At 40.9% G+C, this 14,835-nt stretch carries 6 protein-coding genes; 1 reads left to right on the top strand and 5 read right to left on the bottom strand.

Annotated features, from left to right (window positions below):
- Positions 1–174 precede the first annotated feature (174 nt).
- Positions 175–4,386 (bottom strand): hybrid sensor histidine kinase/response regulator, encoded by a 4,212-nt coding sequence (locus NPE20_RS17700; RefSeq protein WP_256540020.1) that lies wholly within the window; start codon positions 4,384–4,386, stop codon positions 175–177.
- 495 nt (positions 4,387–4,881) lie between these two features.
- On the bottom strand, positions 4,882–7,239 hold the full coding sequence (locus NPE20_RS17695) for an alpha-L-rhamnosidase-related protein (protein ID WP_256540019.1): 2,358 nt from the start codon (positions 7,237–7,239) through the stop codon (positions 4,882–4,884).
- A 112-nt stretch (positions 7,240–7,351) separates the two neighbouring features.
- On the opposite strand from NPE20_RS17695, the gene NPE20_RS17690 reads away from it, so the two are divergent.
- Positions 7,352–10,015: a glycoside hydrolase family 2 protein gene (locus NPE20_RS17690; RefSeq protein WP_256540018.1), complete on the top strand. Its 2,664-nt coding sequence runs from the start codon at positions 7,352–7,354 to the stop codon at positions 10,013–10,015.
- A gap of 17 nt (positions 10,016–10,032) precedes the next feature.
- Here the strand turns inward: NPE20_RS17690 and NPE20_RS17685 are convergent, their stop codons facing one another.
- The 3 genes from NPE20_RS17685 to NPE20_RS17675 form a co-directional block, all read right to left on the bottom strand.
- Positions 10,033–11,058 (bottom strand): substrate-binding domain-containing protein, encoded by a 1,026-nt coding sequence (locus tag NPE20_RS17685; RefSeq protein ID WP_256540017.1) that lies wholly within the window; start codon positions 11,056–11,058, stop codon positions 10,033–10,035.
- Positions 11,059–11,181: 123 nt separating this feature from the next.
- The gene (locus NPE20_RS17680) at positions 11,182–12,408 is read right to left on the bottom strand and encodes a sugar MFS transporter (RefSeq protein ID WP_256540016.1); all 1,227 of its coding nucleotides are present in this window, start codon (positions 12,406–12,408) and stop codon (positions 11,182–11,184) included.
- Between the two features lie 103 nt (positions 12,409–12,511).
- Positions 12,512–14,794: a GH92 family glycosyl hydrolase gene (locus NPE20_RS17675; RefSeq protein WP_256540015.1), complete on the bottom strand. Its 2,283-nt coding sequence runs from the start codon at positions 14,792–14,794 to the stop codon at positions 12,512–12,514.
- Between the last annotated feature and the right edge of the window lie 41 nt (positions 14,795–14,835).

Raw genomic sequence — 14,835 nt, 5'->3', positions numbered from 1 at the left:
AAATAAGAAAACACCAATTATTTGCGCCAGCCAAAAAAAATAATTGCAAGTTTAGAAAAGCAGGTGTTGCCGGCAGGAATTAAAAAAGCAGGGGTAGGCTTTAAACTGATTAAAAAAGCATCAAAGCCCAGGTAAGATATAAGTTAAAACAGCCTTAGAATATAACGGCGCTGGTTATCTTACGGTAACTTTCCGGGCCGCTTTATAATCGTTATTTATAGCTTCGGCCGAAAACACTTTCCTATATTTCTTCATGTATTGGGAGGGGTTCATATTAAAAAGTTTCCTGAATTGCTCTCTGAAATATTTAATATCATTTATACCCACAAGATAGGAGGTTTCGAAGATGTTGTGATTGGTATGGATCAGGATTTCGGCGGCCTTTCTTAACCTTATAAACCTGATAAACCCATTAGCCGACAACCCCGAGATAGATTTTATCTTTTTATAAAGGCTTGAATGAGATATACTAAGCTCATTGGCCAATGTTTGTATACTAAAATCCGTATCGGTTAGGTGAAGCTCTACAACACGCATACAATTATCCAAAAACTCTTTATACTCCAGCGGTATCTTATGGGTGTTTTTATTAAGTGTAATTTCGTTATAGAAGTACTTTTGCAGGTTATTTTTGTTTTTAAGGATACCTGCCACTCTCGCTTTAAGTATCTCTTTATCAAATGGCTTGCTTATATAATCATCGGCACCACCCTCTAAACCCTGCAATTTCACTTCGGTAGATGAGCTTGAGGTTAATAAAATTATCGGGGTGTGGCTAATGTTTATATCTGCCCTTACCATTGCGCATAGGTCAATACCGCTCATACTCTCCATTACCACATCACTTATCACCATATCAGGCAAAAGCTCTTTTATTTTTAACAGGCCTTCTTCGGCACTGCTGGCTTCGTGTATGTTATAATCGGCTTTAAATATTATTTTTAGATATTCTCTAAAGTCGCGGTTGTCATCAATCAATAAGATAGACTTTAATTCGGCGTGCATTTCCTCTTCTCCAGCATCGGTGTCTAACAATTCGTCAACATAGATGCCTGAAGTGGCTTCCTCTATCAGTTCGTGCAACAGAACCGACCCTTCTTCGGTATCTTCATATATAACTTCGGGGTCAAAGTGATTCAATCCTTTCAACAAACTAACTTTAAAAAGGGTACCGCCTCCGCTGCTGCTGGTATAGGTAATATTACCAAAATGATCTTCAACAAAACGCTTTACCAAAAAAAGCCCAATGCCAAAACCACCCTTTGATGAGTTGTTCATACTTTCTTCCTGAAAGAATCGAGTGTAAAGCCTATCGCCGGTTCCTTGTTTTATGCCGCAGCCATTATCCTGCACACTAATAGTTATGGATGATACATCCTCCTGTACAGCCATTTTTATATTGCCGCCAAAAGGGGTAAACTTAATTGCGTTTGATAACAGGTTAAACAATACTATTTCAATCTTTTCCCTGTCTGCATATAGTTCTATATATTCCTTTTCACATAAAAATTCAAACGTTATCTGCTTGGCTTTAGCCTGATGTATAAAACATAAATATACCTCATTGGCCAGATCAACCATATTTAATCTGCATATTTTCAACTTGCCGGTGCTTGAATCGGCCTTGTGGAACAATAACAACTGATCCACCAAGCTTAACAGTCGCTTTGCATTACGGTAAACAATGTTAAGGCTGGTAGCATCATCTGAATGTTGAGTACTTAACAACTCTTTTACGGGGTTAATTATAAGCGTTAGCGGTGTACGGAATTCATGCGATATATTGGTAAAAAACGATAGTTTTTTTTGATTCAATTCTTTCTCTTTTTCACCTTCTAAATGCGCTAACCTTATCTCATATCTTAATTTGGCCTGTCGTTCTTTGTATAAAATATAACTGTAAATTATACTGCCTATAATTAGCAGGTACACGGCGTAAGCCCACCATGTTAAATACCAGGGCGGTGTAATAACTATGATAAGTGTTTTACCAGTTTTATTCCAAACACCATCGTTATTAGAGGCTCTCACCCTAAAAATATATGTGCCGGGGTCTAAATTGGTGTAAGTAGCTTTACGTTGCTGGCCTACCTGGTTCCATTTCTCGTCAAAACCTTCCAGCATAAAAGCATATTCATTTTTGGCCGATAAGGTATAGTTAAGCGCAACAAACTCCAGCGAAAAAACATTTTGGTTATAATTTAATGTTACCTGCCGGGCTACATTTAAATTTTGTTTTAGGGGGCCATTTGCAGAAGGTGCGATTGCCTTGTTGAACACCTGGAAATTGGTAATTGCAATAGGTGGAGCCTCTTTATTATAATTAATTAATGCCGGATCAAATGAAACAATACCCGGGCTTGCGGCCAAATATATTTTACCCTGGTAATTGTAAATGGTAGAGTTGACATAAAGCCCGTCCGTCTCATCAAAATTCTTAACCACGCCAGTAAGCGGGTTAAGCATAGACATCCCCTTTTCGGTGGTTATCCATAAGTTTCCGGCCTTATCTTCTACAAGATCATTAAATACATTATCGTTGAACCCGTTTGTTCGTGAATAAACAATAAAAGAGTCGCTCTTTCTATCATAACGGTTTAAGCCATCTGGTGTACAGATCCAGATATTCTGCCGCGAGTCCATAAAGATCCTCTGAATGGAGTTATTACTTATCCCTTTTGCGGTGCCAGCCTTTAATGTATACGATCTGAAATGCCCTGTACGTGGGTCGAAACGGTTAACGCCCCCTCCGCTGGTACCTATCCATATGGTGTTATCTGCATCTTTTAAAAGGCAATTAAGGTGGTTATTGCTAATGCTGTACTTATTGCCATTACTAAAATAATGCGAATAGGCATTTAACTTACTGTTATATATTTTGAAGCCTGCATCAGATGCCAACCCATAAATACCGGGGCTTATTTCTAATATATCCCTAAATACGTCTTCGTTGTACAAAGCGCCAAGCGATGAATGATGGTAATGATGTTTAAAAACGTTGTTTTGTTCGTCAAATTCATCAAATCCAAATTCAGTCATTATCCATATCTTACCATTACTATCCTGATATAACCGACTTATATCATCATTGCCAAGGCTATTAATATCATTTGTATGGCGATAGGTTATACTATTGTGCGTTTTTAAGTTATATTTAATAAGCCCTTTACCGGTACCCAGCCAGGCTGTCTCATTCTTGATTAAAATGCTTCTTACAGCAGGGTTTAAACCAGAAAACGCCAAAAACGAAAACTTGATCTGATTAAAATCAAGTTTGGCAACTCCATCTTTGGCGCATATCCATATAATGCCGTTTGCATCCTCGTAGATATTGCCATTGGGATCGTTTTTAAACCCATTTATCAGCGTCCAGTCGTTAGTTTGAGTATTTACCCAATAAAAATTTTCGCTCCCGCCAACAAGTAAAGTATGTTTGCCTGCTGCTGTTAGATTAAAAACTGCCTTGTTATCAATATCAACCCGGTTGAATGATGTAAACGTTTCTTTTTTAGGATCGAATTTGTAAAGGCCTTTCCAATATGCACCTATCCATAACATCCCATCCTCATCTTTACAAAGCGCCCATATATCGTTGGGGTTTTTTTGCCCGGGTATTTGAACTTGCTTATAATTGGTAAAGCGTTTTGTAGCGATATTGAATTTGTTTAAACCGCTTCCCCAGTTGCCCAGCCAAAGGTTTTCACCATCTTCTACAATAGCATTAACAGATTTGCCTTTCATTGCAAAAGCGTTGCCGGCATTGGGCCTGTAAACTTCAAAATTATTGGCTTTAAAGCTATACTTATTGAAACCATCGTCGGTACCTATCCATATATCGCCACGCACATCTCTAAGTAACGACCATACTTTGTCATTGCTCAGAGATGCCTTCTGACTATCTTTATGAAAAAACCTGGTGAATTTTTCGGTTAAAGGATCAAACAGGTTCAATCCGTCCATTGTACCTATCCATAACCGCCCTTGTTTATCTGTAACTATGGCGTTTACAAAATTGTTGGATATGGAATTGCTATCCAGCTGATTGTTCTGAAATGTTTTAAAGTTATATCCGTCAAATTTGCAGAGGCCGTTTTGGGTGCCGATCCACATAAAGCCATATTTGTCTTTTATGGCCGTAGTTGTGTTTCTGGAAGGTAACCCTTCGTTTATGGTATAAGTAACCAAGGCAAAATCTTTGCGAAGGTTTGTAGCCCCTCCTGACGTGCTGTATTGGGCCTGTACAGGTAAATTGAAAAAAACGACAAGCAAACATACAAAATACCACTTCATACTAAACAATGGTCTTTCAATTACACTTGCACGCGCAAGTGTAGCTTTCTCTGTAGCATCTATGCAACCTTTCCTGACAGTAATTATTAACAACATCGTAATTGTTATAAATTATTAGTACTCCACATCATACATTTTCACTACAACTCATTGCACCTGCGGGTTAAGTGTTACTCTTGAAAACTGTAAGGCCGTAAAATTACCGGCTGTAAAGCATTTCAAAAACCTATCCCACAGCTCAATCAAGGCTATATCGGCATTAAATTCAGTAAAATTTTAACAGTTGGTTTAAAATTGTAAAAATCTAATATAGCACAATATTATTAATTGTTAAAAAAACAATTAATAATATTTTAATTAATTATTCCAGCGCTATAAAAAAGCCCTGCTATGTGAAAGTTAAAAACCCACAGGTGCAAAGCTTATTTGAAATTAATGAATTTCTCCGAATTTTAACAGTGGGGAGTACTGGCATCTTACCTACAGATAGCTAAAACCATCAGCGAATCATCCTTAATAAAAAAGCTCATTCTGCTCAGCGCTATAGCGCTGAACAGAATGAGCTTAAAAATGTAATAATTAAAGTATAAATTAAATCACAAATAAATTAGTTCCGGTCTTTAATATATATCGCTTTGATTTCCATACCAGCATACCTGTGGTTTTTTGCGGCAAACTGATGTTTATTTTCCATTTGCCTTTATCCAGGGCATAACCAACGGCAACTTTTCCGTTTGGATGAGGTATTTCGCCACTAATTGTTTTCAAGTTTCCCAAATGAGGTTCTATCTTTACCTTACTAAAGCCCGGCGCGTAACTGTCAATACCCAGCACGGTCCTAAAAAATTCAATATTCGGGCTCGCACCCCATGCATGGCAATCAGAACGGGAAGTGTTAACATCTGAATATTCGGCCCAGGTAGTAAGGCCCATTGCAATATTTTCGCGGTAAATACCCAGCCAGTTCATATAATTGTTACCCAAGCCTGCTTTTACCAGCGCCCGGTTCAGGTAATATTTAAAGTAAACCGAACATTGGGTTAAGCTTTTATCATTAAGTATCCCGTTAGCTACAGCGGACATATTCGCATCACTTACCATCCCGGTAAGTATAGCCAGCGAATTAACATGCTGTGAGTAGCCGTTTTTCTCTTTAGTATCGGCGTATAATTTTTTAACCGGGTCCCAATACTTGCGCTGTATAGTGGCCTTTAATTGTGCCGCTTTTTGATCATATAATTTGGCATGACCCTGCATGCCAATTTTTGCTTCCATTTCTGCTGCCCACTGGTATGCCCATAGCAACTGCAGGTCGTAAATAGCCGCACTGCCATCCTTGCCTTTTACCTCGCCCCACAAATTACCGGCCCAGTCAACAAACGCCCAGTATGGGGTATCTTTTAACGAACCATCAGCCTGTTGATATTTGCTGAAAAAATCCAGCACTCCTCTTTCGCCAAGTAGTTTATTTCTAATAAAATCATCATCCCCACGGTACATCCAGTAATCATGCAGCATACCTATATACCATAACGAGAATGGGGATATAACCTGTGTACCTTTTGAAGGGTAGCAACTGGCGGTTACACCCTCGGGTAAGCGCGAATGGTCAATTTGATTTAGTGCATTACGAGCCAGGCGGTCGTCACTACTATTGTAATAAGATACCATAGCCTGTATACGGGTATCGCCAATGTATTGCAGCTGTTCGTAATACGGGCAGTCCATATAAGTTTCCCAGGCGTTAAGCCTTGCAGTACGCCAGCCAATATCCAGCATTTGCTTTATTTCGGCATTATCAGTATTAAATACTGCCGTCCGTTTAAAAGGATAACCCGTAAAAGTGCCATAAAGATCATCGATAACCAGCGGCTCGTCCTTCGTTTTTACAAACAGCTTGATGTAACGATAAGTGCGAAAATTTAGCGTTGTATACGACTGTCCCTTGCTGCCATCCGCTATCAGACTGTCTATCCTCCCTACAAATTCCTTTCCTTCTACATCATTCCGGTTACCTTTAATAACGCCTTTGCTGCCCTTTTCGTAAAGTGATTCGGCATAGCCAAGTGATATCCCCGCGTCTTTACCGCCGCTAAAATTTAACGTTACGTAGGCATTTGTTTCAAAAATTTGATCGAGCAATAAAGAAACCGTAGTATTTGCCGGGATGATTATTGCAGTTTTTTTCTCCGGAAACGTTGGTGGAACGCTTATACCTGTTGCAGCACGCAATTTAGGGATGCGTTGATAGGTCATTTCTCTTGCGGGTAGTGTAGAAGGCACCAATGCCCAATCTATCCCCCAGGCCGTGCCTTTAAGTCTCCCTTCAGATAAGTTAACCGCATGGGGCCAGGCACTGTCATCATAAGCCGCAGCCGTCCAGTCGCCTTTAATAGCATGGTTCATATCTACCATTTCCCCTTTACTGGCAGCAAAAAAATACCCCGGAATAGGCTGGTGCCCGGTATCGTGGATGCACTTCCAGGTATTGTTGGTATTTAATATTTCTTCGATTGGTGAATTACCCTGTAATATGAAACCTGTGCGTACACTGATCTGTGCCGCCGGACTGTATTGAGCTTCATTCCAAACGAGTGCGGCTATTGTATTTTTTCCTGTGGACAGATATGGTGCGAGGTCTATCGTTTCATAATTCCAATAATAAGTATCGCCTCGTGCCGGCCCCAATGAAACCAGTTTGCCGTTAACCGATAACTTATAGCGATTATCGGCCGATACGTGTACGATAAAAGTTGAAGGCTTGGTAGTAAGGTCTATGCTTTTACGGAAGTAATAAACGCCATAGTCCTTACCAGCATCGTATGGTGCACCTATCCAATGCGCATTCCATTGCCTGTTTGGAGTTTTAACATCCGCAGTTTGAGCATACCCGTGTTTAGCCAGACCTGAACCAAAAAGGAAAAGCAGTATCGTAAAAAAAGATTTCATTGTGGTTGTATAATTGTGCCCGCAATATTGCAAAATAAACCTGCTAAAACAAATTAAATCGATTTAGCTAATTAGAAAACTATTTAATAAATTGCCCCCGAAATAAAATTGTATGCGATCTATTTTAAAGTTAACCCTAAGCACAGCCTTTTTACTATTGCTTCAAACCATAGTACAAGCACAGGCTATAAAATTAAATTGGAAGCTGTTCCCTCAGGATGATAGTTTATTTACAGCAAAACAAATATCATCCCCCGGGTTTCATACAAATAAGTGGATTGATGCTGTTGTGCCGGGGACCGCATTTTACTCATATGTTAAGGCAGGTAAGGAAAAAGATCCGGATTATGCCGATAATATTTATAAAGTTGATAAGGCTAAGTACAATAGGCCTTTTTGGTATCGTACAGAATTTTCGTCGTCATCTTTTAAACCAGGCAAAACCGTTTGGCTTAACTTTAACGGGATACATAAACGGGGCGAGATCTATTTAAATGGGCAGCATATAGGAACGATAAAGGGGATTGTAGAAAGGGGCATTTATAATATTACCAAAAACCTGAAAAAAAATGCGCCTAACGTACTTTTAGTTTTAGTTGTGCCACCACGAAATGATCCTGAACATAATCACCCCATGGCTAACTGGGAAAGCCCTACCTACATCCCCAGCGGAAGCTGGGATTGGATGCCTGCTGTACCCGGTTTAAATAGCGGCATTACTGATACGGTTAGCTTAACAACCACCGGGCCTGTCGCGGTTGAAGATCCATGGATACGAGCTCATTTGCAAAATAAAAATGCTGCAGATCTAACAGTGAAGGTTAATCTGAAAAACGCTTCTTCTGAACCGGTGAGCGGGGTGGTAAAGTTTGTTATTAACCCGGGCTATATTACCGTAACCGGGCCTAAAATAACATTAAAGGCTAACAGCGTTGAAACCGTAAATTACAATCAGGATCAATTTCCGCAGCTACATATTAATAACCCGAAACTATGGTGGCCTAATGGCTATGGCGGCAAAGCCGATGGGACGCAGAACCTTTATACCTGCAGTGTCCGATTTGATGCTGATGGCGTTGGTGTATCTGATAAGGTGATCAAAACCTTCGGAATAAGAAAAATAACTTCCGATACAACATCGGTAAACGGGCCATTAAGGGTGTATGTTAATGATGTTCCGGTGCTTTTAAAAGGCGGCAATTGGGGCATGAGCGATTATATGCTTAAAGCGCGTGGTAAGGATTATGATACACGGATCAGGTTTCATCAGGATATGAATTTTAACATCATCCGTAACTGGACCGGCGAGGTTACTGATGAAGCCTTTTATAACTACTGCGATAAATATGGAATAATGGTTTGGGACGATTTTTGGCTGAACAATTTTGGCCAGATAGATAGCCTGGGTATCTTTAAAAGCAACGCTATTGAAAAAGTTATTAAACTAAGGCATCACCCATCAATTATCATTTGGTGCGGCGCCAACGAAGGCGTACCAGGTGGTAACCCTAACGGGCCGTTAAATAACACCATTAAAGCAGCAATTAACGATAATGATGGGGAGGACAGGCTTTACCTTGCCCGTTCAAATGCAGGCGAAACTAATCCGAATTTTTCCATTCATGGTGGCAGTCGGGTATTATCGGGCAGCGGGTTGTGGAGCAATACCGACCCCAAAACTTATTTTACCGATCCGCATAACGGCTATCTTTTCTCTAAAGATTCGTATGGCATGCGGAGCGAACTGGGTACCGCCACGTTTGTAAACGTTGAAAGCTTTAAAAAATTCATGCCGAAGGATTACTGGGTGGCCCCTACCACAACTGCAGTAAACAGCAAAACCAACATGTGGGCCAGGCATTACTTTAGCACCGATGGCGCCCTGGGCGGGGGATCTGACCCGGTTAAATACATCAACAGCGTCAACAACAGCTATGGCAAGGCAACATCGTTAGAAGACTTTTGCAAAAAAGCCCAAATGCTAAACGTAGAAACCATGAAGGCCATGTATGAATCATGGAATGACCACATGTGGAAAGATGCTACCGGGATGCTGATATGGATGAGCCAGTCTGCTTATCCATCAATGATATGGCAAACCTATGATTACTACTATGACCTTACCGGTGCCTATTTTGGTGCAAAAACAGCATGCGAGCCGATCCATATCCAGTGGAATGCCGCTACAAATTCTGTGAAGGTGATTAATAACAAGCCATACGATATAAAGGGATTACACGCCGAGGCTTTTGTTTACAATATGAATGGCAAAATAGTTCCGGCATACACAGTATCAAAAACATTGGATGTCCAATCAACATCAGCCACAGAGGCATTTGTCGCGTTCAGCGGGGTTGATAAGCAAGCTGCACTATCTGATGTGCATTTTTTAAAGCTCAAGCTTATTGATAAGACAGGGCACCTTGTTTCAGAAAATTTTTATTGGATAGGCAACAGCTATCTTGATTATACAGCATTAAATAAAATGCCGCACGTCGGCGCAAGCCTGGTTCAAAGCAACGCCAAAATATCTACCGCAAAAAACGGTATTAATAAACTGCTTAAGTACAGCATCGTCAATAAATCTAAAACTACAGCTGCTTTTGGTATAAGGGCACAATTGGTAGATGGCGCAGGTAAACAGCTTTTGCCCGCCCTTTATAACGATGGCTATTTTTCGCTAATGCAAGGTGAAACAAAAACGCTTGAAGTAGAAATAGACCCTAAATTGCTAACTAAAGGGTATAAACTGCAAGTAAGGGCATACAATAATTAAACTGTGGGGTGGTTAAGTTAGGCCTTATCCGCCTTTTTTGACGACCCCCTGATTTGAAAATCAGTTTTCAGGATGATGGATTGAGAACTGATATGCTGAGATGATGTGTTTAACTTGTTTAGCAGTACTGTTATTACGCTATCTGCTATAGCCTCAATAGGCTGTGCAATAGCGCTAACCGGTGGCGAGAAAAGCTTGAAAACATCATAATCGTCAAAAGAAACAAGCGCAAGGTCATCCGGAACTTTTAGGCCAAGGCTATTTATTACTTTTAAGCCACAGGTACCTACATGGTTGGTGCCAAAAAACACTGCATCCAGGTTCTTATGCTTTTTAAGGAAAGTATTTAGCGGCCCCATAATAAGTTCCTCATTCTGACTAAACACTATTTCCTGGATAAAAGGTTTCAAGCCGCTCTCGTCTAACGCATCTTTATAACCTTGTAAACGGTCTTGCATTTGCGTTTGATTTGATGCGAACGTTATATATGCTATGTTTTTATAACCTTGCTGTATCAAATGCATGGTAGCATTATAGGTGCTGAAAAGGTTATCTATTTCTACAAAATCGGTGCTTACCTTTGGTAGATGCCTGTCAAACAGCACTACCGGCATTCCATCTTTTATTAATGAACTTATATCATCTTCAATACCTTCGGGTGGCGCAATGATATACCCATCCACATGTCTGTCACGGAACATGCTGATCAATTCGCGCGTTTTGTTCGTGTCATTGTCAGTACTGCAATAAATAATTTTGTAGCCGTTTTTATAAGCGCGGTCCTCTATTAGTCGGGCTATCGACGCAAAAAAGGGATTGGAAATATCCTCTACCATCAACCCAATAATGTTTGATTTGCCTGTACGCAGGCTTTTAGCCAATGAGTTTGGCTTGTAGCCTACTTCATCCACAAATTTCTGCACACGGTCAACCAGTTCCTTCCCTATCCTTTTCTCCTGCGCACGGCCATTCAGGATAAAGGAAATTGTAGTTTTCGATACGTTTAGATGGTTGGCAATATCAACTATAGAGAGTTTTTTCACGTGGTATTTTGGTAAGGTCAAATATAAATATAGTTAATAAAAATAGCATTGAAATAGCATTAAATCGATTTAATGATTATTTCAGTCAAACTAATACGACTGATGTTATTAAATATTATCATTTTATTTAAACGCTGCTTTATTAAGGCGTTTATAACTAAAGCCAAATAAGAATATAACTGCGTAACATATTATTGGCAGGTAATAGGCAGTTGCCACATTATGATTAGCCACCTGCCCCATTAATAACGGAAATAGTCCGCCGCCTACCACTCCCATAACGATGAACGACGATGCCTGCTGGGTTTGCTTGCCCATGTTTTTTAAGCCAAGGCTAAATATGGTAGGAAACATGATGCTAAAGAAGAAATTGATAAAGAGCAGGGCGATAAAGGACGGCCAGCCAAATCCCTGGGCCACAATAAGGCACATTACAATATTACATAACGCAAAAATCGCCAATAGCTTACTGGGTGCTATGTACCGCATCAATAAGGTACCAGCAAAGCGGCCGATCATCATCATAACCATACTTAGCGAAAAAAAGTAGCTTGCTTTACCATCGCTAAAATGCATAACATCATGCCCGTAATTGATGAAAAAAGCCCAGGTGCCACCCTGTGCGGCTACATTGAACAATTGGGCTACAACCGCAAAAACAAAATGCCTATGCTGAAAAAGCTTTTTATCAACATGAGGAACTTCGGTGGGGGAGTATGAATCAATCGCAGGAATATGAGGATCTATAAGCGCAGGTACTTTTACAAAAGAGAATGCTACAGCAATTGCGGCTATAACGGCGCCAATAATTATATAAAGATGCTTTACGGATACCAGATCCTGCTCCTGCCCAAAAATGAAATAGCTACCAATGATAGGTCCTATGATACCGCCAACACCATTAAATGCCTGCGAAAAGTTGATACGCTGATCGCTCGTGCGCTGGTCTCCAAGAGAGGCTACAAAAGGATGCGCTACAGTCTCTAATGTTGCCATACCGCAAGCCAGGATAAACAATGCTACCCTAAAAAAAGTGAATGACTCGGCATTCGCGGCCGGTATGAATAAAAATGCACCGGCAGAATAAAGCAGCAACCCCAGCAAAACGCCGTTTTTGTATCCAAACCTCTTCATGAACAACCCAGCCGGGATGCCCATAATAAAATAAGCGCCGAATATGGAGAACTGCACGTAAGCCGACCGTGCCTTGCTTATATGCAGCACATTTTGAAAATGCCTGTTCAATACATCGCCAAGCGTCATGGATATACCCCACATTAAAAACAACGAGGTTACAAATATAAGTACTAACAAATATTTGCGTTCGGTGAACTTTGGCTTATTATCCATTGGGTGATGAATTAATTTAGTTGAATTGGTTTTGTAAATTAAATCAAATCTTTACATCAACCAAAAGCTTATTATTAACTTTTGGCACGAAAGTCAGGCTTTACTAAAACTGTCCTGCCTTTGATAGCGAAAATGGTTTATCCTCCAAAGCTAAACCGCGGGTTAAATTAGGCTGATCGCCCATTTCTAAATGCAATGTGCCACCATTCATGATATCGGTATGGCTTATCCAGTTGTGGGTATAAGGTTTACCATTAAGCGTAGCCGACTGGATATATACATTTTGCTTGCTGTTATTATTGGCTTCGATTATAAATTTATTCCCATTTTCGAGCGTAATGGTCATTTTATTAAATAGCGGGCTGCCAATTACATACTGATCTGTCCCGGGACAAACACTATAAAATCCGGCAGCACTCAGCACAAACCATGATGACATCTGTCCTTCATCCTCATCACCCGGGTACCCATTTTCGGTTGCGTTGTACATCTTATCCATCACCTCGCGCAGATGCTGCTGGGCTTTCCAGGGTTGGCCGGCATAGTTATACATATATAGCATGTGGTGAATAGGCTCGTTGCCCTGTGCAAACTGGCCCATTTTAAAGGCTGCCATCTCTGTCATCTCATGTATAACTGTACCGTAGCCACCTACCTTGATAGTACCCGGCTCGGTAAACACCGAATCTAATTTGGCTGTGAAATTTTTATCGCCACCCATTAAATTTATAAGCCCCTGTGTATCATGGAAAACCGACCAGGTCCAATGCCATGCATTGCCTTCGGTGTATGGCCCACCCCAATCCATTGGGTCGAAAGGTTCTATCCAATTGCCCTTGGCGTCTTTGGCGCGCATAAACCTGGTCTTAGGGTCGAATAGGTTTTTGTAGTTATACATTTGACGGCCAAATACATTCTCATAATGCTTATTACCGGTTGCTTTTGCCAACTGGTAAGCGCAAAAGTCATCATAGGCAAATTCCAGGGTCCAGGCTGTGGCGCCTTCTGTTTGCTTAGAATACGGCACATAACCATCGGCAAAGTACTCTTTCCAGCCCGGGCGGCCGTTGGCACTGCCCCATGGGCCTTTGTTTGTAGCCTCGTGATAATAAGCTTCCAGCGCTTGTTTAGGGTCAAACGTACGGATGCCTTTCATCCAGGCATCAGCTAATAGCGAAATAGAATGGTTACCCAGCATGCCCCCGGTTTCTGCGGGAAAAGACCATGCCGGCAGCCAGCCACATTGTTTTTGCGCATCCAATAACGCCTGTACTAATTGCCCCTCCATTTTGGGATGCAGAACGGTGTTTAACGGAAATTGCGCCCTAAATGTATCCCAAAAGCCGTTATCGGTATACATATAACCGTCGTGCAGCTTACCATCATACGGGCTATAGTAATAAGGTTTACCATCCTTGCCATATTCAAAAAACTGGTGCGAGAAAAGGTTTGCATGATACAGGCAGGAATAAAATGTGGCTTTCTCCTCTTCAGTACCGCCTTCAACCGCCATACGGCCAAGCAAAGTATTCCAAACTTTATCAGCCGCTTTATGGGTATCATTAAATGAGCTGTATTTACCTAACTCGGCTTGTAAGGTTATTTCGGCTTGCTCAGGGCTAATGTATGATGAGGCCACCTTCGCTTGTACTTTTTCACCATCTTTAAACTTAATGTAAGCCCCTGCGCCCTCGCCTTCGGCTCGCTTATTCTTAGCGTTTAAGCTATTCTTTTTATTTTCCCATGTGCCATAATCAGCAAACGGCTTATCAAATGTAATAACGAAATAATTTTTGAAGTTTTGAGGAGCCCAACGGCAGTTATTTACGTAGCCGCTTATTGTTCGTTTAACCGGATCTATCTTAACCATGCTCATTTTAGTATAGCCATCCAATACTAAATAGGAGGCCTGCCCTTTTGGAAAACTAAAACGCAGGTGCGCCCCTCGCTCGGTTGGGCTCATTTCTGTTTTGATGCCATTATCAAGGGTAACGCTATAGTAGCTTGGCTGGGCAATTTCATTATCGTGGTTAAACGATGCTGCCCGCTCGTCCTCGTTCACCACTAATTTACCCGTTACCGGCATCAATGAAAATACGGCATAATCATTTACCCATGAACTGCATTGATGCGATTGCTGAAACCCTCTTATCTTCTTTTCAAAGTACTGATACTTCCAGCCATCCCCGTTTTTGCCGGTTTGAGGTGTCCAGGTGTTCATGCCAAATGGCAATGACGTAGCCGGGTAAGTGTTACCATAAGAAAATTCGTATTTGGTATTAGTTCCCTGCCGTGTGTTTACATATTTAACCAGGTTACCTTGCTGGGCGTGTAAGTTGCTGGCGATAAACAATGCAACGGTGCAAAAAATTGAAGGCTTTTTCATTTAGGGATACAAGGATAAAAAAATAAGATCCTGGTAGCTAC

Source organism: Mucilaginibacter aquariorum (assembly GCF_024498135.1).
GTDB lineage: Bacteria > Bacteroidota > Bacteroidia > Sphingobacteriales > Sphingobacteriaceae > Mucilaginibacter > Mucilaginibacter aquariorum.
Note: the sequence above shows the minus strand (reverse complement) of the source record. Positions and strands in the feature narration are given on the sequence as shown.